The organism is Streptomyces sp. NRRL B-24484 (genome assembly GCF_000717715.1).
GTDB lineage: Bacteria > Actinomycetota > Actinomycetes > Streptomycetales > Streptomycetaceae > Kitasatospora.
In genome coordinates this window covers 1-20,627 of record NZ_JOAI01000076.1, presented here as the reverse complement: position 1 = coordinate 20,627, position 20,627 = coordinate 1, and the positions used below count along the sequence as shown (strand labels likewise).

The following is a 20,627-nucleotide window of genomic DNA, read 5'->3' as shown; positions in this document are numbered from 1 at the left end:
CGGCAGCGGTCGAGCTGGCCCAGTTGCTCATCCGGCAGGGCCGCTGCGCCGAGGCGATCGCCGCCGTCCCCGACCTGGCGGCCCAGCGGGAGGAGGAGCGGCAGGAGCGGGCCCACTGGGCCGAGCGCGCAAAGGCCGAGGGCCGCCAGGGGGCGTCGAGCTGAGGGGCACCGCTGCCCGGCCGCACCGGGCCGGGCGTTCAGGGGCGCTGGCGTATCGCGGGCGTATCGAAAATCGCATACGCCACGGCAACGGCACTGCGTCTTGACTGGCCGCATGGAACACACCGCATCACGGCCGGCACCGGCCGGCCGCACCCGCAGGATCGTCCTGACCGCCTCGGCGGTGCTCGGCCTGGCGGGTGCCGCGTTCGTCCTCCGGAGGCCGCTCACGATGGCCGTCCCGATGTGCACGGCCGGGCGGTGGGACATCTGCTTCGGCACGCTCAACGGCGTGGCGTTCCTCGCGCTGGCGGCGCTGCCGCTGGCCGCGGTGGCGGTCTGGGTCCTGGCACGCGGGCGGAGAGCCGTCGACCGCGCCACGGCGTGGCGGCTGTCGCTGGCCGAGGTCGGCATGGTCTACGGGTCGGCGCCGTGGGTGTGGATCACCCTGCAGCCGGGCGCCGGGGCCGGCGTGGTCCCGGGCCGACTGAGCCTGGTCCCGCTGCGGGACCTGCTCACGATGGGGACGGGCGGGATCATCGGCAACCTGCTGGTCTTCGCGACGCTGGGCTACTTCGCCCCGGTGCGGTTCGCGGCGCTCGCCTCGTTCCCGCGCGTCCTGGCCCTCGGGGCGGCCTGCTCCGTCCTGATCGAGACCACGCAGTACGTGCTGTGGCTGGACCGGGTCTCCTCCGTGGACGACGTCCTCCTCAACGCCACCGGCGCCGGCCTGGCCGCCCTGGCGTCCCGCCACCGCTGGCGCACCACGGTGCCGGTGCCCGCGGAGCAGCCCCGACCGGCCCCGGCACGGGTGGCCTAGGACACTCCCCCGGTCCTCACCCGGCGGCGGGCGGGGACGTCGCGGGCAGTTCCACCGTGATGCGGATCCCGCCCTCCGCGCGGGGGGTGAGGGTGAGCGTCCCGTCGTGGGCCTGGGTGATGGTCCGGGCGATGGCCAGGCCGAGGCCGACGCCCGCGTGGTCGGTGTGCCGGCGTTCGCTGCCGCGTTGGAACGGTTCGGTGAGGGTCGAGGCGAGTTGCGGGCTGATCCTCTCGCCGGTGTTCTCGACGGTGAGCACCACCGCCTCCGGGTGCGCCGCGGTGCTCACCCACACGGTGCCGCCGTCCGGCAGGTTGTGGACGATCGCGTTGTGCACGAGGTTCATGGTCAGCTGGAGCAGGAGCGTCTGCGATCCCGTCGTGGGCGTGATGTCGCCGCCGGTCTCGATGGTGACGCCGTGCTTCTCCGCGAGCGGGAGGAGCGTCTCGGTGGCCTCCTCCGCCAGGAGCGACAGGTCGACGGGCTCGCGGGTGAAGGACCGCTGCTCGGCCCGGCTGACCAGGAGCAGTGCCTCGGTGAGGTCGATCGCCCGGGTGTTGACGGTGCGGAGGCGGTCGATGAGTTCGTCGACGTCGCGGTCCGGGTCGGTGCGGGCGACGTCGAGGAGCGCCTTGGAGACCGCCAGGGGCGTGCGCAGTTCGTGGGAGGCGTTGGCCGCGAACCTCCGCTGTTCGGCGAAGTGGGCCTCCAGCCGGGCGAGCATGGTGTCGAAGGCGTCGGCGAGTTCGCGGAACTCGTCCTTGCGGCCGGGCAGTCGGATCCGGTGCGACAGCGATCCGTCGGTCGCCAGGCGGGTGGCCTCGGTGATGCGGGTCAGCGGGGCGAGCATCCGGCCGGCGAGGACCCACCCTCCGACGAGGCCGAACACCAGCAGGAACGCCAGCACCGCGAAGGCCCGCGGGGCGAAGACGTGCAGGAGGTTGGACCGGACGGGGAAGACACCGTCGGTGAGGTCGGTGCCGGTGGAGACGATGAGCGCCCGGTCGGGGACGTAGCGCAGCAGGAACACCCACACCGCCGCGAGCAGCAGAACGCCGGCCAGCATGAGGAATCCGGCGTAGCTGAGGGTCAGTTTGGCGCGGACGCTCAGCCCGCGCCGCCTAGTCACGGTCCCGTTCCTCGGTTCCGGCCGCGGCTCCCGGGCCGGTTCCGGTGCCGGCCGCCGGGTCGATGCGGTAGCCGACGCCCGGCACGGTGGCGATGATCCACGGTTCGCCGAGCCGTTTGCGCAGTGCCGAGACGGTGATGCGTACGGCGTTGGTGAACGGATCGACGTTCGCGTCCCACGCGCGTTCCAGGAGTTCTTCGGCGCTGACCACACCGCCGTCGGCGCCGACCAGGACCTCCAGCACGGCGAACTGCTTCCTGGTCAGCGCGACGTAGCGGCCGTCGCGGTGGACCTCGCGGCGGAACGGGTCCAGGCGCAGGCCGGCGATCTCGCGCACGGGAGGTCTGCTGTGGGCGCGCCTGCGGTCGAGCGCCCTGAGCCTGAGCACCAGTTCCTGGAGCTCGAAGGGCTTGGTGAGGTAGTCGTCGGCGCCGAGTTCGAAGCCGGAGGCCTTGTCGTCGAGGCGGTCGGCGGCGGTGACCATGATGATCGGCACGCCGCTGCCGGAGGCGACGATCCTCCTGGCGACCTCGTCACCGGACGGTCCGGGGACCTCGCGGTCGAGGACGGCGATGTCGTACGCGTTGATGTCGAGGAGTTCCAGCGCGGTGTCGCCGTCACCGGCGATGTCGGCGGCGATCGCTTCCAGCCGCAGGCCGTCACGAATGGCTTCTGCGAGGAACGGTTCGTCCTCGACGATCAACACGCGCATGCCCTCGATCGTACGATCCGGCCCATATCGTCGGCATATCGACATCCCGACGTTCCAACGGCTCGACGGCCCGGCGGCTCGACGGCCCGGCGGCCGCGCCGGCCACCGCCGCCCGCATCGACGCACCCCCGCCGACAGGCCGCGAGCACCGCGCGTAGACATTGCGCGTAGAGTTTGCTTGACCTGCCTGGTTACTCGCCCGTACGTTCAGCCCCGCATCGTGCGCGTCGGGAGTCGGGGGGACGACTCGCGTTTCCCTCCCGACGACAGAAGGGGCAGAACCAGATGCTCAGGAAGACCCTCGGAAACCGCTCGAAGACCCTCGCCACCCTCGCCGTCGGCGTGGTCGTCGGCGGTGCGGTCGCGGGCGGCGGCTTCGCGGTCGCCGACACCAAGGCACCGCGGAGCGACCGTCAGATCACCAACATGACCGACGAGGTCAACGACATCAAGGCGTACTACGGCGACACCGTCGACGCCCAGGGCGAGCACTGGGCGTCGCCGACCGGCAACTACGCCAAGCAGGTCGCCGGGATCGAGAAGGACGCCAAGCAGTACCTGCAGGCGCGCGCCCACCACGACAAGGGCAGGAAGAAGGCGATCGTGCTCGACGTCGACGACACCTCGCTGTCGACGTACAACTACGAGCTGGAGACGACCTTCGTCTACAACCCGGTGAGCAACGCCCAGTACATCGCCACCAAGACCATGCCGGCCGTCTTCGGCATGAACACCCTGGCGACGTGGGCCGAGCAGCAGGGCTACACCGTCTTCTTCGTCACCGGCCGTCCCGAGGCCCAGCGGACGTACACCGCGGCCAACCTGGCCGCGGTGGGCTTCCCGACCGCGGACGCCTCGCACCTGTACCTGAAGAACAAGGAGAACCCGCCGGCGTACCTGCCGTGCGGCAAGACCTGCACCACCGTCGAGTACAAGTCCGGCACCCGCGCCCACATCGAGAGCCTCGGCTACCAGATCGTGGCCAACTTCGGTGACCAGTACAGCGACCTGTCCGGCGGCCACTCCGGCAAGACGTACAAGATCCCGAACCCGATGTACTACCTCCCCTGATCCCCGATCAGGACACCGGGCGCCGCAGCCGGACCTCCGGCCGCGGCGCCCGGCCCGCGTTCCGCGCCCGAACGCCAGGCCCCACATGCCGCCCCACCCCCCTTCCGGTCGACCCCGAAGGAAATCTCTCTCGATGTATACACTCGATGTATACACGTGGGGTACGGTCGTTCCATGAGTGTTCCCCTGACCCTCCTCGGGCTGCTGGAGCGTGAGCCCAGCCATGGATACGACCTCAAGCGGGACTACGACGCGCTGTTCGGTCGGGACAAGCCGCTGCCGTACGGGCAGGTCTACGCGACGCTGAGCCGGCTCGCGCGGGACGGCAAGGTGCTGGCCGGCGAGGCCGAACCGGGCGGCGGCCCCGAGCGCAAGCGGTACGTCATCACCGAGGCGGGGGTGACGGAGTTCGAGACCTGGCTCGCGGAGCCCGTCGCCCCCGAACCCACCCTGCAGACCGTGCTGTTCACCAAGGTCGTGCTGGCCCTGATGCTCGACCGGGACGCCGGGCAGTACCTCGACGCCCAGCGCGCCGCGCACCTGCAGCGCATGCGCGAACTCACCGAACTGCGCCGCAGCGGAGCCCTGTTGGACTCGCTGCTGGCCGACCACGGACTCTTCCGGCTGGAGGCCGACCTGCGCTGGATCGACCTCACCGCGGCCCGGCTGGACGCGATCGCCCGGGCGGTGCGGCCGTGACGGAGACCCTGATCGAGGCCCGCGGGGTGAACCTCGCCTTCGGCGAGACCCCGGCGCTGCGCGGCGCGGACCTCGCGGTCGGCGCGGGCGAGATCCTCGCCGTGATGGGGCCGAGCGGCTCCGGCAAGTCCACACTGCTGCACTGCCTGGCCGGCATCCTCACCCCGGACTCCGGGGAGGTCCTCTTCGACGGTCGGCGGGTCGACCGCCTCGGCGAGGCCGAGCGCAGCGCCCTGCGCCGCGACAGCTTCGGCTTCGTCTTCCAGTTCGGCCAGCTCGTCCCGGAGTTGACCGCCGAGGAGAACGTCGCCCTGCCGCTGCTGCTCGGCGGCACCCGCCGCGCGGCCGCGCTCGCCGAGGCCCGTCCGTGGTTCGCCCGGCTCGGTCTGGACGGCCTGGAACGGCGCAGGTCCGGCGAGTTGTCGGGCGGCCAGGCGCAGCGGGTCGCGCTCGCCCGCGGCCTGGTGACCCGCCCCCGCGTGCTGTTCGCCGACGAGCCGACGGGCGCGCTGGACTCGCTGACCGGCGAGCAGGTGATGGAGCTGATGGTGGACGCCGCGCGCGAACGGGGCACCACCGTCGTCCTGGTGACGCACGAGCCGCGGGTGGCGGCGTACGCGCACCGGGAGGCGATCGTCCGAGACGGCCGGGTGACCTCGCTGTCCGCCGATCGGATCGCGTCGTGATCGCGCTGGCGCTGCGGCTCTCGGTGAGCGGCGGACGGGAGGCGCTGGCCAGGCTGGTCTCCATCGCGGCGGCGGTCGCGGTCGGCGTGGCGCTGCTGCTGTCGACGCTGGCCGGCATCAACGCGGTCGATTCCTCGAACGAGCGGCAGTTGTGGTGGAACACCGGTGCGGCGGCCCGGACGGCGAGCGCGCCGGTCGACCCGCTGTGGTGGCGGGCGCACGACGACCACTACGACGGCGAGCCGATCTTCGAGGTGGACGTGGCCGCGACCGGTCCCACCTCGCCGGTGCCGCCGGGGATGGCCGCACTGCCGGCGCCCGGGGAGTACTACGCCTCGCCCGCGCTGGCGGAGCTCGTGGCCGAGGTCCCCTCCGCAGAGCTCGGCGACCGGTTCCCGGGCCGGCTCGCCGGGGTGCTGGGCGACGCCGCGCTGGCCTCGCCGGACTCGCTGATCGCGGTGGTGGGCCGCCCGGTGGACCGGCTCCGGACGGCGCCCGGCGCCCGGGCGGTGACGACGATCGCGGACGCCCTGCCGGCGAAGTGCGACAACGACTGCCCGGGCAGGGGGGTGCGCGGCGACGCGATGACGCTGATCCTCTCCGTGGTCGCGGGTGCGCTGATCTTCCCGGTGCTGGTGTTCATCGGGACGGCGACCCGGCTGTCGGCGGCCCGCCGCGAGCAGCGGTTCGCGGCGATGCGGCTGGTGGGGGCGACGCCCGGACAGGTGTCGCTGATCTCCGCGGTCGAGTCGACGCTCGCGGCGGTCGCGGGCACGGCGGCGGGCTTCGGGCTGTTCGCGCTGCTGCGGCCGCTGGTGGCGCAGGTGCCGTTCACCGGGGACCGCTACTTCACCGCCGATCTGACCCTGCACGCGGGGCAGGCGCTCACGGTGGCCCTGGGTGTGCCGGTCGCCGCGGCGGTGTCGGCACGGCTGGCGCTGCGCCGGGTGTCGGTGTCGCCGCTGGGGGTCAGCCGGCGGGTGACGCCGCGGCCGCCGCGGGTGTGGCGGCTGGCGCCGCTGGCCGCCGGGATCGGTGAACTGGCCTGGTTCGTGGGCCGGCGTCCGGAGACGACCTCGGGGCAGACCTGGGCGTACCTGTCCGGCTTCGTCCTCGTCATGCTGGGCCTGGTGGTGGCTGGGCCCTGGCTGACCATGGCCGCGGCGCGGCTGGTGGCCCGGCGCACCTCGCGTCCGGCCTCGCTGATCGCGGTACGGCGGCTCGCCGACGACCCGAAGGCGGGCTTCCGCTCGGTGAGCGGCCTGGTGCTGGCACTGTTCGTGACCAGCGCGACGGTCGGCATCATCGGCACGATCAACGCCAACCGCGGTGCGCTGAGCGGTGATCCGCAGACCCGAGCCGTGGTGCAGCACGGCGCGATGCTGGAGGACCCGCCGATGGCGGACCGGGTGCCGGAGGCGGTACTGGCCGGGCTGAGGGCGGTGCCGGGGTACCACGGCGCGGTGGTGGTGCACGCCAACCCGGCCCGGGTCGCCGCCGATCCGGCGGATCCGCGGGCGTGGGCCCCGGCCCTGGTGCTCTGCTCCGAACTCGCGGGCACCCCGGCGGCCGGCAGCTGCGCGCCGGGCGCGGAGGTGGCGGCCGTCCCGATGCACCAGTTCCTCGACCTGCGGACGGCGGACGGCCGGCAGTGGCCCGCAGCTCCCGTCACCCCGGCGCAACTGGCGGCCCTGCCGGTGCAGATGGTGTACGCGACGACCGACGGGTCGACGGCGGCGACCGAACGGGTGCGGACACTGCTCGACCGGGCCTTCCCCGACCACGAGTCGCGGATGGTGAAGGACTGGGGCAGCGACCAGCAACGGCAGTTGGCCGGCTTCCGGCAGCTGGCGAACGTGGTCATCCTCACCACCCTGCCGATCGCGGGCTGCAGTCTGGCGGTGAGCGTGGTCGCCGGACTCTCCGAGCGCAGGCGGCCGTTCGCACTGCTGCGGCTCGGCGGGGCGCCGCTCGGCCTGCTGCGGACGGTGGTCGCGCTGGAGAGCGCGCTGCCGCTGCTGGTGGTCGCGGTGGTGGCGACGGGGACGGGCCTGCTGTCGGCCCACCTGTTCCTGACCTCGCAGATGCACTACGCGCTGGTCTCGCCGGGTGTCGTCTACTACCTCCTGGTCGTGGTGGGGCTCGTGGCCTCGCTTGGGATCATCGCCTCGACCCTGCCGCTGCTGCGGCGGATCACCGGCCCGGAGGCGGCCCGCAACGGCTGACGCCCGTCCCGGCCCGCCCCGGTCCTCCCTCCGCCGCACCTGGCGCAGGGAGGGCCGGAGTGCCGGTGGCCCGTGATCGGCACGGCGTCCGGCCCGGCATGCGGCACCTCCGCCGGGGTGCACCCGGCCGCGGGCTTAGGGTGTGCACCGGAAGGGAGGTCGATGTGCGAGGGTTCGGGCATCTGGAGGCCGAGATCATGGAGCGCCTGTGGGCGTGGGACCGGCCCGCGAGCGTCCGCGAGATCGTCGACGACCTCAACCGGACCCGGCCGGTCGCCTACACCACGGTGACGACGGTCGCGGACATCCTCCACCAGAAGGGCTGGCTCGACCGGCACAAGGAGGGCCGGGCCTGGATCTACGCGCCGACGCGCTCCCGGGCCGCCCACACCGCCGAGCTCATGCGCGACGTCCTCGGGGACACCGGCGACCAGCACGCCGCCCTGCTGCTGTTCGTCGAGGGCATGGACAGCGACCAGGCCCGCGTCCTGCGCGATATCCTGGCCCGGACCGAGAACGGCCGGCCATGACGGTACTGCTGCTCCTGCTCGCACTGCTCGCCGTCACCGGGTGGCTCGCCCCGCGGCAACTCGCCCGCAGCGCGTGGGCGCCCCGGGCGCCCCGGGCCGCGATCACGACCTGGGCCGCGCTGATCCTCGCCTGCGCGGCCGACGTCGTCATGCTGGCGCACCGGCTGAGCACCACCGACCACCACGGACGCGGCCCCTTCGGCTGGCTGCTCCCCGCCGACCTCCGCGGCCCCGGCGAGTCCGCCGGCCACGTCCAGGCGTTCTGGATGGGCATGGCGATCCTGGCCGCCCTGTCCGGCGTCGTCCTCACGGCCTGGGTCCGCGGCGCCCGCGCCCGGCGCCGGCACCGCCGGAAGCTCGACCTGGTCGCCCGTCGGCACGAGGACGGCTGGCTGGTGATGGCCTCGGACGAGCCCGCCGCGTGGTGCGTGGCCGGGGACGGCGGCCGGATCGTCCTCACCGAGGGCGCACTGCGGATGTCCCCCGCCCACCGGGACGCCGTCCTCGCCCACGAGTGCGCCCACCTCGCCGGCCGCCACCACCTGATCACTTCGGCGGCCACCGCGCTCGCCCGGGGACTCCGCCGGCTGCCCGCCGCCCGCCTCGCCGGGCAGGCGGTCCCGGCGCTGGTCGAGATGGCGGCCGACGACCGGGCACTGCGCAGCACCACGCCCAGGGTTCTCGCCGAGGCCCTGTTCCTGTTCGCCACCGCCCGCACCCGCCCGTCGTCGCTGGGCGCCGGCGACCACGCCGTCGTCGCGCGCGTGCGGCGGCTGCTGGACCCGGCCCCGCTGCCGCGCGCGGTGCGCACCGCCTGGTGGATCGCCGCCGTGGTGCTGCCCGCAGCTCCCGTCCTGCTCGCCTGCGGCCCCTGACCCGGGCCCGGGATCCCGATCACGGGACTTGCCAGGACCCCGCCTCCATCTACTAAGTTACTTAGAACATGGAGGTGCGCCGCTGATGGCCGCACCCCTCCGCGACCGTGCCGCGAGCGGGCGGAACGACAGTCAGGGAGTGACCACGCATGGGTAACCGTCGCAAGCCCGCGCCGCCGAGCCGGGCCCGGATGGCCATCGTGACCACGGCCGCAGCGGGCTCCGCCGTCCTCGCCGGCACCGGCAGCGCCGGCGCCGCTCCGAAGCCGGACCTGGCCACGGTCAAGGCCCAGGTCGAGGACCTCAACGAGCAGGCCGAGGCCTCCGTCGAGAAGTACAACAAGTTCAAGGAGACCCAGCAGCGCCTGCAGAAGGACGCCGGCGAGCTCCAGGACGAGGTCGCGACGGCCCAGGACAGGATGAGCGGCCTGCGGGAGCGCCTCTCCGCGGTCGCCGCCGACCAGTACCGCACCGGCAACGTCGACCCCGCCGTCGCGCTGATGTTCTCCTCCGACCCCGACACCTACCTGAAGCGCGCCTCCGCACAGGACATCGCCGCGAGTTCCCAGAGCGACCTGCTGAAACTGCTGCTCGACCAGCAGCGCCGCCTCGACCAGCGGCGCGCCGAGGCCACGGCCGTCCTCGGACAGCTCGACACCACCGACCGGGCCCTCGCCGCCGAGAAGAAGCTCGTGCAGACCAGGCTCGCCGAGGCGACCCGGCTGCTGGACGGCCTCTCCGCCGCCGAGCGGGCGAAGGTCAACGCGCAGGACGGCCGCTCCTCGCGCACCTCCGCGCGGGAGACCTACAACGGGCCGGCCACCGGCCGCGCGGCCGCCGCCGTCCAGTTCGCCTACGCCCAGCTCGGCAAGCCCTACCTGTGGGGCGGCACCGGGCCGAACAGCTTCGACTGCTCGGGGCTGACCGGCGGCGCCTGGCGCGCCGCAGGCGTCTCGCTGCCCCGCGTCTCCCAGGACCAGTGGAACGCCGGCCGGCACGTGGCGAAGGCCGACCTCCAACCGGGCGACCTCGTCTTCTTCTACTCCGACCTGCACCACGTCGGCATCTACATCGGCGGCGGCAAGATGATCCACGCACCGCGCACCGGCAAGAACATCGAGATCCTCGCCATCGAGTACATGCCGTACGTGGGTGCCGTCCGCCCCTGACGCCCTCCGCGGCGGCGCCCGGCCGGGCGCCTCGCTGTGGCGCGGCGGCCCGGGCCGTCTGACACTGGGTCGGACGGGAGCGGGACGGATCGAGTGCAGCGGGAGAGCGGATCATGCGGACGAACACGGTGCTCCGCGGCGTCGGCGTCGTCGTCGGTCTGGTGCTGATCGCCGGCGCGTTCGTCCTCGCCTTCTTCGTCACGCCCACCTACGTGGCCAGGCTGCCCGGGGACACCGACGTCGCCCGCTCCTACACGGGCAGCTTCAAGACCCTGCTCGACGCCCAGGAGGTGGCGAAGGGCAACCTGCTCTCGGCCGTCAAGCGGGACGTCCCGATGGCCGTCGAACGGACCGTCAAGGTGCTGGACACCTCCGGCGACACCGCCCTGGTCAGCGACGTCCGGACGACGACCGCGGCGGGCCGCGCGGTCGAGAAGACCACCTGGCAGTACGCCGTCGACCGCAAGTCCCTCGAACCGGCCACCGACCACCCGTCCGACTGGACGGTGGTCGACGCCAAGGGCCTGACGGTGAGCTGGCCGATCGGCGCGAAGAAGCAGACGTACACCGGCTGGCGGCCGGAGACCGGGACCACCACCCCGCTGACGTACGCGCGCACCGAGAGCAGGTCCGGCGTCAGCACCTACGTGTACCTGGCGAGGCTGCCCGCCACCCGGATCACCGACACCCAGGTGCTCGCCGGGCTCCCGAAGGCCGTCCCCAAGAGCACCCTGGCGCTGGTCGCCCAGGTCGGGACCGTCCCGGCGGAGGCGAAGGCGAAGCTGGCCGCCCTGCTGCCGACCCTGCCCGATCCGGTCCCGCTGAGCTACACGCTCCAGAGCGCCGACACCTTCTGGATCGAGCCGGAGACCGGCATCGTGGTCGACACCGAGCGCGCCCAGCAGCGCACGGCCGGGGTCGTCACCCCGGGCGACGGCGCCTTCCTCCCCCTGCTGCCCGTCTCCGACGTCTCGTACCGTCAGACGCCCGACTCCGTGCAGGACGCCGCGAACGACGCCAAGGACGGCCGGAACGCCATCTCGCTCCTCGGCACCGTCCTGCCGATCGTGCTGGGTGTGGTCGGCGCCGTGCTGGTGGCCGTCTCCCTCCTCGTCCGGCGCCGGGGCCCCCGCGGCGGCGCAGCACCCACCGCGCCCGCCGCACCGAATGCTCCGGGCGCACCGGGTGGCCCAGGTGGCCCGGCCTGGCCGACCCCGCCCACCGGGCCGGGCACGGACTCCTAGCGCGGCAGAGGTCCCGGCGCAGATGGGCCCCGACTGCGCCGGGGCCGGGTCCCGCCGAAGTGACCGGTTCGGTTCCCGCAGCGCCACGGGATCGGCACGGTCGCCAGGACGGCCACCTCGTGCATGCGCTCCACTACCTTGGGTGGCGGGTGAGAGCCGGCCCGCCCCTGGCGCGGCACGCCCCGCCCTGCCCTGCCCTGCGGTGATCGCCCGGCCGTGGAAGAGAGGAGCCCGCCGTGGGAGAGGGTCCCGTGGTCAGCCGTCGAGCGGTGCTCAGGGCCGTCCCCGCCGCGGCCCTCGCCTCGGGGCCCGGCGGAGTCCTCGCGGGGCGGGGTGCGGCAGCGCCACCGGCACCGTTCCCCCAGCCGGCCGTCCCGGTCACCCGGCCGGTGCACGGCTCGGCCGCGCAGGTGCTGGAGCAGACGCTCGACGTCCGCTTCACGGAGGTCTTCGTCCCGGGCCACGGCCGCATCACCACCCGTACCTACAACGGAACGATCCCGGGGCCGACCCTGCGCGTCCGCGGCGGCGACACGCTGCACCTCACGCACATCAACGGACTGCCGCCCGATCCGCCGCACAGCGGCGGCCACAACACACCGCACCGTCCCAACAGCTTCAACCTGCACACCCACGGGATGCACGTCTCCCCGTCCGGGCACGCCGACAACGTGCTGCGGGAATTCGCCCCGCGCACCGCGGAGGAGGCCGCCGCCGGCGGCCCGGAGCCGCGGTACACGTCGACCGTCCACGTGCCGGCCGACCACCCCGCGGGCACCTACTGGTACCACCCGCACCTGCACGGATCCACGGCCGAACAGGTCGTCGGCGGCATGGCCGGTGTGATCGTCGTCGAGGGCGACGTCGACGACGTCCCGGAGATCCGGGCGGCCGCCGACGTCGTCGTCTGCATCAACGAACTCAAGCTCAAGGACGGCCGGGTCCCCGCCTTCACTTCGGGCGGCTGGGTGACGGGCGTCCCGTCGACCTTCACCGTCAACGGCGCGGTCGGCCCCACCCTCCGGCTGCGTCCGGGCGAGGTGCAGCGGTGGCGGCTGGTCGCCGCGACCGCGTTCGCCGCGCTGCGGCTCCGGATCACCGGGGACGGTACGGGCATGACGATGCACCAGATCGCGCAGGACGGCGTCACCTTCACCGGACCCGTCGCCCTGGAGGAGGTGCGCCTGGCCATGGGAAACCGCGCCGACCTCCTGGTCCGGGGCGGCGCGCCCGGCCGGTACGAGCTGCGGGCCGACGCGGCGCCCGGGCCCCTGATGACGATCGAGGTCACGGGAGAGCCCGTCGACCCGCCGATGGGCCTGCCGGTCTCGCTGCCGCCCGGCAGGCCCTTCCTCGACGAGCGGGGCGTCACCGACCCCGGCGCGGACCGCGAGGTGGTCTTCCACGCCGACCCGGGCGTCTTCACCGGGCCGTTCCCCAACGCGTTCCGCGTCCTGGGCACCCATGCCACCCCCGCGGCCGATCCCGGCGGCGACCCCACCCGCGACCCGGCCCACGGCCTGTTCGACCCCGCCTGTACCAATCACACCCTGCGCCTCGGCACGGTCGAGCGATGGACCGTCCGCACCGACGAAAGCCTCCCGGCGTTCAACCACCCCTTCCACCTGCACACCAACCAGGTCCTCGTCACCCACCGGAACGGCGTACGGCTCGACCCGCCGGTCTGGCACGACACCGTCGGCCTCGCCGGCGGCACACCCGGCGACTCGGTCACCTTCCTGGTCGCGTACGAGGACTTCACCGGCCGCACCGTCGCCCACTGCCACCAGCTGCACCACGGGGACCTCGGCATGATGCAGACCGTCCACTACGTCGAACCGTAGGAGCCGGCTGCCCCCCCTGGGCCGACTGCACCGGCGAGTGCAGCAGGTGACGAAGCGACTACCGAACGCAGGATGGCGCCACGGCTCGATGCCCCTGAAGGAGGAAGCCCATGGCCAGCAAGGCCAGCATCGTCTTCGCCCACGGACTCTGGGCCGACGGGTCGTGCTTCAACAAGCTCGTCCCCGCGCTCCAGGCCGAAGGCCACGAGGTGTCCGCCTCGCAGCACGGCCTCGATTCCCTGGAGGGCGACGTCGCGTGCGTCACCCGTTCCATCAACCACGTGCCCGGCCCGGTCGTGCTCGTCGGTCACTCCTACGGCGGCACCCTGATCACCAAGGCCGGCACGCACGACCGCGTGGGCGCGCTGGTCTACATCGCCGCACTCGCCCCCGACGAGGACGAGACCTCACAGGGCCAGCAGGACAAGTTCGCCCGCACGCCCGTCTTCGAGCACATCGACATCGCCGACGGCCGCATCTGGCTCCTCGAATCGGGTGTCGGCGACTTCTGCGGCGACCTGCCGGAAGCCGAGCAGAAGCTCGTCCTCGCGACGGGCGCCGTGCCGGTGCCCGACCTGTTCACCCAGCAGGTCCCCGGCACCGCCTGGCGCACCAAGCCGAGTTGGTACGTCGTCGCGAACAACGACCGCACTGTGAACCCGGACCTGGAGCGGGCCGCCGCCGAACGCATGGGTGCCAAGACCTGTGCCGTCGACAGCAGCCACGTGCCGATGCTCTCGCACCCCGACCTCGTCCTCGAGGTCATCCGTGACGCCGCGAGGACCCTCGAGGGGTAGCACCCCCGTCGCCACGGGCCCGGGCGTTCGCCGCCGGGTGCCCGTCGGCGCCGCCCGTGTCCAGGCCCGCCAGCAGGCGCAGCCCGTCCTCGGCGGGACCGCCGGGCGGCGCGGACAGCACCAGGAGCTCCATGCCCGCGTCGTCCGGCAGCGCGAAGTTCTCCTGGTGGAGGTCGAGCGGCCCGACCAGCGGGTGCCGGTACGCCTTGCGTCCGTGGGTGCGCGCGCGGACGTCCGCGCGGGCCCACAGGCGGCGGAAGCGATCGCTGCCCATCGCCAGCTCGCCGACGAGCGAGACCAGGCGGGCGTCCTCGGGGTACTTCCCGGCCGCCAGGCGCAGGTGGCCGACCACGTCGAGGGTGCAGTTCTCCCAGTCCGCGTAGAGGCCGTGTTCGCCCTCCTCCAGGAAGAGGTGCCGGGCGATGTTCAGGCCCGGTACCGGCCGGCCGAAGAGGAGCCCGGCGAGCCGGTTCCCGGCGAGCACGTCCAGGCGGTGATTCATGATCAGCGCGGGTGCGCCGGCGACCAGGTCGAGGACGCGCAGCAGCTCCGGCCGCACCCGCCCGCCCGGCGTCTTCGTGCGGCGGCGCTGCCGGGCGAGCCGGCCGAGGTGTCCGCGTTCGGTCCCGTCGAGGCCGAGGACGCGGGCGAGGGCGTCGAGGACCTGCTCGGAGGGCTGCGTGGCGCGGCCCTGCTCCAGCCGTACGTAGTAGTCGACGCTGACCCCGGACAGGTGCGCGACCTCCTCGCGGCGCAGCCCTTCGACCCGGCGGCGGCTGTCGGAGGGGATGCCGGCGGCGGCCGGGTCGACCCGTGACCGCCGGGTCCGCAGGAAGCCCGCAAGATCGTCCATGCGCCCAGTATGGCCGCGCTGCGGCGCGCGAAGGTGGCCCTGCCGTTACCAGGAAGTCCCGTCCGACGGAAGCGGCGCCCCTGAACGCCGGGCGCCGCAGCGCCCAGGATCTGAGGCATCCGATCCGAAGGAGTTCCCGTGAAGACGCTGATCGTCTACGCCCACCCCGAGCCGAAGTCGCTGAACGGCTCGTTGAAGGACCTCGCGGTGTCCACGCTGGAGGGCGCCGGACACGAGGTGCGGGTGAGCGACCTGTACGCGATGGACTGGAAGGCGGTCGCGGACGCATCGGACTACGGCAGCCACGCGTCGAGCCCGCTGAAGGTCGCCCTGGACTCGGGCCGGGCCTTCGACGCCGGGGCGCTCACCCCGGACGTCCTCGCCGAGCAGGAGAAGCTGCTGTGGGCCGACACGATCGTCTTCCAGTTCCCGCTGTGGTGGTACACCGTGCCCGCGATCCTCAAGGGCTGGGTGGACCGGGTGTTCACCCACCGCTTCGCCTACGGCGTCGGCGAACACAGCGACACCCGGTACGGCGAGCGCTTCGGCGAGGGGACCCTCGCCGGCAGGAGGGCCCTGCTGTCGGTGACCACAGGCGGTCCGGAGTCGCACTACGCGGCCCGCGGGATCAACGGCCCGATCGACGACCTGCTGTTCCCGATCCAGCACGGCATCCTGTACTACCCGGGCATCGAGGTGCTGCCGCCGTTCGTGCTGTACGGCACCGACCGGATGCGCGTGGAGGACTACCCGGCCGTCGCCGAGGCCTGGGAGCAGCGCCTGCTCACCCTGGAGTCGACCGAGCCGATCCCGTTCCGGCGGCAGAACTTCGGTGACTACGAGATCCCGTCGCTGCACCTGAAGGAGGGATTGGAGCCCGCGGGTCGCTCCGGATTCGGCCTGCACGTGCGCGGTCGCTGACGGGCGCGCCGATCCTCCGGGTCCGGGCGGCTCCCGGCCCCGCCGGTCCCACCCCTCCCCCGGCGGGACTCCCTCACCGCGACGGGATCAGGGCCGCCCGGGCGTCGGCGGAGCCTGCCGCTGCGGCGATCGGCTGCTGGAGGCGCCGTGCAGCTTCCAGATGGTCGCCCGTCCAGATGATGCGCACGCCCGTCCCCGTCGCCCTCCCGCCGCCGTCGTGCAGGTCCCGCCGGACGGCCTCGACGATCCGGGCGTTGTTGGTCGGGTCGGGTTCCAGGGGGTCGGGCACCTCGCCGTCGCCCACCAGTCCGTCGGCGAGGCTCCGGTACCAGCGGGCCACGCGTTCGGCCATGACCACCAGTTCCTTCTGCGCGGCGGCGCGGGCCTCCGGCGACTGCCCGCCCGCCGCGCGACGCCACAGTTCCAGCACCGCGTCGGCGGCCACCCGGAGCCCGACCACGCCGGTGACCAGGGTCGTCATCTCGCCCAGCGGGACGGACTTCGCGCCGCGCTCCGCCAGGTACGTCCGGAAGGCGTCGTCCAGCCGCCGTGCGGCGGCCGCCGCACGGCGGCCCTCCTGGGGGGCCTCGATGGCGGCCGGGGTGAAGGTGCAGCAGGCCACCGCGTAGTCCACCACGCCGAGCAGGTATCGGGCGCTGTCCTCGTACGCCTCCGCCAGCGCCTTCCCGACGGCGGCGGACGCCCCTCTGGGCCAGAAGAACAGGCCGACGACCAGGCTCACCGCGCACCCCAGCGCGATGTCCTCGATGCGGAGCAGGACGATCGACACCCCGGCGGGCTCGGCGATGTTGAAGAGGATCACGAGGGTGACCGTGAAGGCCGCCTGACCGGCCGCGAAGGAGACCGCCGCGGGCACGATGCCCGCGACCAGCACCGCGATCGGCAGCAGGAACCGGAGCGCGGTGGTGTTGTGCCCGATGACCTGGAGCAGGGCGGCGCCGAGCACCGAACCGGCGAGTGTGCCGCCGAGCGCCCGGAAGGCGTTCTGGCCGGTGTTCAGGGCGTTGGAGCGGAGCACCGACAGGGATCCCAGCACGACCCAGAAGGCGTGCTGGACGTTGGCCTGGTGGGCCAGCGCGACACCGATTCCGAGGCCGATCGCGCCGCGGATGCTGTTGTGCAGCCAGACCGAGTGCGGCTGGAGGTGCGCCGCCGCGCGCTCCCGGGCGCTGCTCAGGGGAGCGGTCAGCGCCCCGGGCTCGCGGCCGAGGAGGCGTTCCGGCCAGCTGCGCCGGTGGGCGGCGCAGCTGGTGGCGACGTTCCGGGCGACCTGGAGGACGACGAAGGCCACCTCCTGGCAGCGGAAGGACACGTCGAGACTGTCGATGAAGCCGTCGGGGTCCGGCCGGGTGTCGGCCGCCGCGTCGGGGACGGGCAGGCGGTCGACGACCGCCTCCTCCAGTTCCGCCAGGGCCCGGTGGAGCTCGTCCACCCGGGCACCGAGCCGGTCGGTCGGAACGCCCGGGTCGTCCAGCAGTTCCGCGCAGAGGTCCAGCACCGCGGCCGCCGTCCTCCGCACGGCCGCGGACTGTTCGGTGCCCGGAGGACCGTCCTCGGCGGCGGGTGCCGCCTCGGCGAGGACGGCGCTCAGCCAGGTCAGCTCGTCGACGAGCCGGACCAGGGCCCGGGACTCCGCCGACAGTCCGGTGGGCCGGTACGGCGTGGCGGTGAAGACCTGCTGCAGGCTCTGTGCGGCCGCCCGGGTCTGCTGGGCGCAGGTGCGGCACTCGGCGAACGTGGGGCCGGCCGGACGGCTCCCGGAGTGCTCCGCGTCGGTGCGCAACTGCTCCGCGCCGGCCCGGCAGACCTGCGCGGCGGGTGCGCCGAGCGGATCGGCCGGCCTCCTCGGCCACAGCACGGCCACGGCGATCACGGACGCCGCACCGGCCAGCAGGACACCGGTCAGCCGTTCGGGCAGCTGGGCCAGCGGGGCGGGCGCCGACACCGGCAGGACGAAGCCCAGGAGCAGCGAGGTCGTACTGCCGGCCAGTACGGAGCTGACCACTCCCGAGAAGAGCACGACGAAGCCCACCAGGACCGTTGCCGCCGTCGCGGTCCACACCGTCCGCGTCGCGACCGTGGCCAGCGAGACGAGCACGAGCCACGCGGCGGTGAGTGCCGCCTGGGCGCGGAGCCGTTGGGCCATCGGGCCGGTGAACTCGACCAGCAGGAGCATGGCGAACGCCCCGAACGCGGCGAAGGTCCCGGTGACCGGGGCGTGGAGGACCTGGGAGCACACCGCGAACAGGAGCGGCATCACGATCGCGGTCCGGGCCGCCCGCCGGGTGGCGGCGAGCCCGGGATCCCGGCGGCGGAGCCGGGCGGTGAGCTTCTCCGTCCGGTTCACCGGCCCTCGCCTCCCCGGTCGGTGACCGGGCGGGTCGCGTTCGCCGCCGCTGCCGGCCCCTCCCGGGCGGCCGTGGCGACGCGCCCGACGCTGCCGCTCCGCACGTCGCCGACGCAGAACACGCCGGGAACGCCGCGGCCCGGGATCAGGACGATCGGCAGGTCCGTCGCCGGCACCTCGCGCTCCCGCGGCAGCGCCTCGGCGTCGGGCCGGTCCTCGTTCGAGTGCCGCGGCAGCGGGAGCCGCGCCGGATTCCCGCCCCGTTCGACGTCATCCATCCGGTGCCCCCTTCCTTGGCGCGCCGCGCGGACGACCGGTGTCCCCACGAGCGATTCTCGGGCGACTCCGCCTCGTGCGCGACACCCGCACGGGCTGCAGTCAGGGTTCGACCGGCTGCCGACAGCCGTCCGCACCGCTCCTGCGGGGTGGCACCCGGGTCACCCGGCTACCACCCCGCCGGTCTCCTGCCGATCACCCGTCACAGGTGAGCAGCATCGCCACGGTGTTGCCGTCGGCGTCGAGGCACTCGACCGTGGTGGCGCCGTCCGGGCTGATCAGGATTCCGATCAGGGTGCCGGTGCCGGCCTCGTCCGGCAGCAGCAGCCAGTCCTCCGCGAAGTCGCCCTCGACCGGGTCGAGCGGCCAGTCGCGGGTGTCCGCCCGGACGTCCTGAAGGGCTGCGCGGAAGGTGTCCAGCAGCCAGTCGTCGCCCCCGGCTGCGCGCGCGTGCAACACCGCCCAGGCGCGCCTGAGCACCGGGACGGCCGGGTCGATCCAGCGGGTGTCGGCGCTCGCGTGGAACACGGCCAGACCGGAACTCGTCATCATGCTCTCGCCCCACTCCTGCGTTCGGACCGGGGCGGTGTCCCCGTGGTGCACGACGGCCGCCACCGGGACCTCCGGCCGGTCCGCCCTGGACACCAGGTAGACCGGTGTGCCGTCGGGTCGCGCGGGGAATCCCGCTGCCTCCGGCCCGGCCGGGTCGTACACCGTGCCGGCGTCGGCCGGGCCCTTGACCAGGCCCAGTCGCTTGACCCGCCAGCCGTCCACCGTCCGCTCCCCCTCGGGTGGACCGGCCAGCACCGTGAACAACGCCGGCACGTAGTCGAATTCGTCGGACATCCGCTCTTCCCCTCACTCACTGGTGGGTGAAGCCTAGGAACCACGTCCGACACGCCGCGGCCCGACGCACGGCAGGCCGTCGGCCGGGCCCGGTCGGCACCATCAGCCGGGTCGGCGTGCCCCAGTACGAGGAGGCCCCGGTCGGCTTCGGCAGCCTCTTCGGCGGCAACATCACCCTCACCGGAGGGCCCGCCCCGGCCCGCGCGTACATCGAGGAAGTGCTCCCCGACATCGTCGAGGGCAGCATCGAACCCGGTCGGGTCTTCGACCGCGCCGTCGGCCTCGACGCCACCCCGGAGGGCTACCGGGCCATGGACGCACGCGAGGCGCTGAAGGTCCTGGTGCGGCCGTGAACCGGAGACCGGCGACCAACACGGTGGCCGTTCGGGCACGTCCGCGTCGGTACGTGCCCGAGGCCGCCGTCCTCACCGGCCACGGCCCCGCCGTCCCCGGAGCCTGGGCGTGCAGCCGGAAATCCGAACGGACCCGGCCGACGCGCGCCGTCCGTCAGCCGGCGCCGGACGCCCGGAGGGTGGCCGGGCAGCAGGAACAGGCCGAGTACGGCCGGCGCGACGGCACCGTCGCCGTCAGGGCCGGCCCGTGCGGGCCTCCGCGGCGTGTGCCACGGCTTCGGTGACCGGGTCGGGTCCTGCGGCGAGTTCCAGGACGAGTCCCGCGGTGGTGGGGGTGTCGAGCAGCGCGGCCAGGACCCGGGCGACGTCGTCACGGGTGATCTCGCCGATGCTCCGCCCGGCGGTGAGGCGGACGGTGCCGGTACCCGGCTCGTCCGTGAGGGCGGCGGGCCGCAGGACGGTCCAGTCGAGGTCCTGGGCCATGAGGTGCTCGTCCGCGGCGGTCTTGGCGTTCACGTAGGCCGCCCAGACGTCGTCGGCGTGGGCCGGGGGCGGGCTGCCGGCGCCGCGGGTGGAGACCATCACGTACCTGCGCACCCCGGCCCGGAGCGCGGCCTCGGCGACGAGGACGGCGGCCCGGTGGTCGACGGTGTGCTTGCGGGCGGCCCCGCTGCCCGGTCCGGCTCCGGCGGCGAAGACCACGGCGTCGGCCCCGTCCAGAACGGAGGCGACCTGCTCGCTCGACGCCTGTTCGAGATCGCAGACGACGGGCTCCGTGCCGTCGGCCTCCAGGTCGGTGCAGTGGTCCGGGTTGCGGACGATTCCGATGACACCGTCGCCGCGGGCCGCGAGCAGCCGGCCCAGCCGCCGGGCGATCCGGCCGTGGCCGCCGGCGATCACGATCTTCATGCAACTCTCCTCGGGCGGAAGGGCGGTGTCCGGGGCGGTGCCGCGTGTGCGGCACCGCCCCGGGGGTGCAGGTGGTGTGACGGAACCTCAGAAGGCGATGCGGACCTTCAGCGCCTCGCGGTCGTGCATCGCGCGGTAG

Annotated in this window: 19 protein-coding genes and 1 pseudogene; 13 read left to right on the top strand and 7 right to left on the bottom strand. The window is 73.7% G+C overall.

Translation table 11 applies throughout. The features are described from left to right. Positions 1-276: 276 nt before the first annotated feature. A complete protein-coding gene (locus tag IE98_RS0139525) occupies positions 277-981 on the top strand; it encodes a VanZ family protein (protein WP_043176210.1) in 705 nt (234 codons plus the stop codon). A 16-nt stretch (positions 982-997) separates the two neighbouring features. On the opposite strand, the gene IE98_RS0139520 is transcribed toward IE98_RS0139525, so the two are convergent. Together IE98_RS0139520 and IE98_RS0139515 are read right to left on the bottom strand one after the other, a co-directional pair. Then, entirely contained in the window at positions 998-2,110 is a 1,113-nt protein-coding gene (locus IE98_RS0139520; RefSeq protein WP_030277316.1) for a sensor histidine kinase, read from the bottom strand. Then, positions 2,103-2,822, bottom strand: a complete 720-nt coding sequence (locus IE98_RS0139515) for a response regulator transcription factor (protein WP_043176207.1) — start codon at positions 2,820-2,822, stop codon at positions 2,103-2,105. The genes IE98_RS0139520 and IE98_RS0139515 overlap by 8 nt, the downstream gene beginning before the upstream one ends. Positions 2,823-3,107: 285 nt before the next feature. On the opposite strand from IE98_RS0139515, the gene IE98_RS0139510 reads away from it, so the two are divergent. The 10 genes from IE98_RS0139510 (at position 3,108) to IE98_RS0139465 (ending at position 13,962) form a co-directional block, all read left to right on the top strand. Continuing rightward, on the top strand, positions 3,108-3,893 hold the full coding sequence (locus IE98_RS0139510) for an HAD family acid phosphatase (protein ID WP_030277312.1): 786 nt from the start codon (positions 3,108-3,110) through the stop codon (positions 3,891-3,893). A gap of 174 nt (positions 3,894-4,067) precedes the next feature. Then, the gene (locus IE98_RS0139505) at positions 4,068-4,592 is read left to right on the top strand and encodes a PadR family transcriptional regulator (RefSeq protein ID WP_030277310.1); all 525 of its coding nucleotides are present in this window, start codon (positions 4,068-4,070) and stop codon (positions 4,590-4,592) included. Next, complete coding sequence (locus tag IE98_RS0139500; RefSeq protein ID WP_030277308.1) at positions 4,589-5,278, top strand: ABC transporter ATP-binding protein; 690 nt, start codon at positions 4,589-4,591, stop codon at positions 5,276-5,278. The genes IE98_RS0139505 and IE98_RS0139500 overlap by 4 nt, the downstream gene beginning before the upstream one ends. Further along, positions 5,275-7,503: an FtsX-like permease family protein gene (locus tag IE98_RS0139495; protein ID WP_030277306.1), complete on the top strand. Its 2,229-nt coding sequence runs from the start codon at positions 5,275-5,277 to the stop codon at positions 7,501-7,503. The genes IE98_RS0139500 and IE98_RS0139495 overlap by 4 nt, the downstream gene beginning before the upstream one ends. A 164-nt stretch (positions 7,504-7,667) precedes the next feature. Beyond that, a complete protein-coding gene (locus IE98_RS0139490) occupies positions 7,668-8,033 on the top strand; it encodes a BlaI/MecI/CopY family transcriptional regulator (RefSeq protein ID WP_030277304.1) in 366 nt (121 codons plus the stop codon). Beyond that, positions 8,030-8,908: a M56 family metallopeptidase gene (locus IE98_RS0139485; RefSeq protein WP_030277302.1), complete on the top strand. Its 879-nt coding sequence runs from the start codon at positions 8,030-8,032 to the stop codon at positions 8,906-8,908. The genes IE98_RS0139490 and IE98_RS0139485 overlap by 4 nt, the downstream gene beginning before the upstream one ends. A 149-nt stretch (positions 8,909-9,057) precedes the next feature. Then, positions 9,058-10,077 carry a C40 family peptidase gene (locus IE98_RS0139480; protein WP_030277300.1) on the top strand — a complete coding sequence of 340 codons (1,020 nt, stop codon included), beginning with the start codon at positions 9,058-9,060 and terminating at the stop codon, positions 10,075-10,077. A 113-nt stretch (positions 10,078-10,190) separates the two neighbouring features. Then, on the top strand, positions 10,191-11,321 hold the full coding sequence (locus IE98_RS0139475) for a porin PorA family protein (protein ID WP_030277298.1): 1,131 nt from the start codon (positions 10,191-10,193) through the stop codon (positions 11,319-11,321). 236 nt (positions 11,322-11,557) lie between these two features. After that, entirely contained in the window at positions 11,558-13,165 is a 1,608-nt protein-coding gene (locus IE98_RS0139470; protein WP_159401211.1) for a multicopper oxidase family protein, read from the top strand. Positions 13,166-13,275: 110 nt separating this feature from the next. Further along, positions 13,276-13,962 carry an alpha/beta fold hydrolase gene (locus IE98_RS0139465; protein ID WP_030277294.1) on the top strand — a complete coding sequence of 229 codons (687 nt, stop codon included), beginning with the start codon at positions 13,276-13,278 and terminating at the stop codon, positions 13,960-13,962. Here the strand turns inward: IE98_RS0139465 and IE98_RS0139460 are convergent. Beyond that, positions 13,928-14,815, bottom strand: coding sequence for a helix-turn-helix transcriptional regulator (locus IE98_RS0139460; protein ID WP_052391557.1), 888 nt, complete (start codon positions 14,813-14,815; stop codon positions 13,928-13,930). The genes IE98_RS0139465 and IE98_RS0139460 overlap by 35 nt on opposite strands. A gap of 138 nt (positions 14,816-14,953) precedes the next feature. On the opposite strand from IE98_RS0139460, the gene IE98_RS0139455 reads away from it, so the two are divergent. Continuing rightward, on the top strand, positions 14,954-15,736 hold the full coding sequence (locus IE98_RS0139455; protein ID WP_030277291.1) for an NAD(P)H-dependent oxidoreductase: 783 nt from the start codon (positions 14,954-14,956) through the stop codon (positions 15,734-15,736). Between the two features lie 73 nt (positions 15,737-15,809). Here the strand turns inward: IE98_RS0139455 and IE98_RS0139450 are convergent, their stop codons facing one another. From IE98_RS0139450 to IE98_RS49805, 3 genes are all read right to left on the bottom strand, one after another. Further along, positions 15,810-18,104: an FUSC family protein gene (locus tag IE98_RS0139450; RefSeq protein WP_030277288.1), complete on the bottom strand. Its 2,295-nt coding sequence runs from the start codon at positions 18,102-18,104 to the stop codon at positions 15,810-15,812. Further along, positions 18,101-18,382 (bottom strand): hypothetical protein, encoded by a 282-nt coding sequence (locus IE98_RS0139445; protein WP_030277286.1) that lies wholly within the window; start codon positions 18,380-18,382, stop codon positions 18,101-18,103. The genes IE98_RS0139450 and IE98_RS0139445 overlap by 4 nt, the downstream gene beginning before the upstream one ends. 193 nt (positions 18,383-18,575) lie before the next feature. Next, entirely contained in the window at positions 18,576-19,226 is a 651-nt protein-coding gene (locus IE98_RS49805) for a hypothetical protein (RefSeq protein ID WP_030277284.1), read from the bottom strand. Positions 19,227-19,321: 95 nt separating this feature from the next. Between IE98_RS49805 and IE98_RS0139435 the strand changes: the two are divergent. Beyond that, positions 19,322-19,579, top strand: a pseudogene (locus tag IE98_RS0139435) (IMP dehydrogenase); the annotation flags it as partial. A 234-nt stretch (positions 19,580-19,813) separates the two neighbouring features. Here the strand turns inward: IE98_RS0139435 and IE98_RS0139430 are convergent. After that, on the bottom strand, positions 19,814-20,488 hold the full coding sequence (locus IE98_RS0139430; protein WP_030277281.1) for an SDR family oxidoreductase: 675 nt from the start codon (positions 20,486-20,488) through the stop codon (positions 19,814-19,816). Positions 20,489-20,627: the final 139 nt, after the last annotated feature.

Bases quoted from the DNA above. Each gene is read 5' to 3' on its own strand.
- IE98_RS0139525 (WP_043176210.1), top strand. From the start codon at position 277: ATGGAACACACCGCATCACGGCCGGCACCGGCCGGCCGCACCCGCAGG.
- IE98_RS49805 (WP_030277284.1), bottom strand. From the start codon at position 19,226: ATGTCCGACGAATTCGACTACGTGCCGGCGTTGTTCACGGTGCTGGCC.
- IE98_RS0139465 (WP_030277294.1), top strand. From the start codon at position 13,276: ATGGCCAGCAAGGCCAGCATCGTCTTCGCCCACGGACTCTGGGCCGAC.
- IE98_RS0139475 (WP_030277298.1), top strand. From the start codon at position 10,191: ATGCGGACGAACACGGTGCTCCGCGGCGTCGGCGTCGTCGTCGGTCTG.
- IE98_RS0139510 (WP_030277312.1), top strand. From the start codon at position 3,108: ATGCTCAGGAAGACCCTCGGAAACCGCTCGAAGACCCTCGCCACCCTC.
- IE98_RS0139445 (WP_030277286.1), bottom strand. From the start codon at position 18,382: ATGGATGACGTCGAACGGGGCGGGAATCCGGCGCGGCTCCCGCTGCCG.
- IE98_RS0139430 (WP_030277281.1), bottom strand. From the start codon at position 20,488: ATGAAGATCGTGATCGCCGGCGGCCACGGCCGGATCGCCCGGCGGCTG.
- IE98_RS0139480 (WP_030277300.1), top strand. From the start codon at position 9,058: ATGGGTAACCGTCGCAAGCCCGCGCCGCCGAGCCGGGCCCGGATGGCC.
- IE98_RS0139485 (WP_030277302.1), top strand. From the start codon at position 8,030: ATGACGGTACTGCTGCTCCTGCTCGCACTGCTCGCCGTCACCGGGTGG.
- IE98_RS0139515 (WP_043176207.1), bottom strand. From the start codon at position 2,822: ATGCGCGTGTTGATCGTCGAGGACGAACCGTTCCTCGCAGAAGCCATT.
- IE98_RS0139460 (WP_052391557.1), bottom strand. From the start codon at position 14,815: ATGGACGATCTTGCGGGCTTCCTGCGGACCCGGCGGTCACGGGTCGAC.
- IE98_RS0139505 (WP_030277310.1), top strand. From the start codon at position 4,068: ATGAGTGTTCCCCTGACCCTCCTCGGGCTGCTGGAGCGTGAGCCCAGC.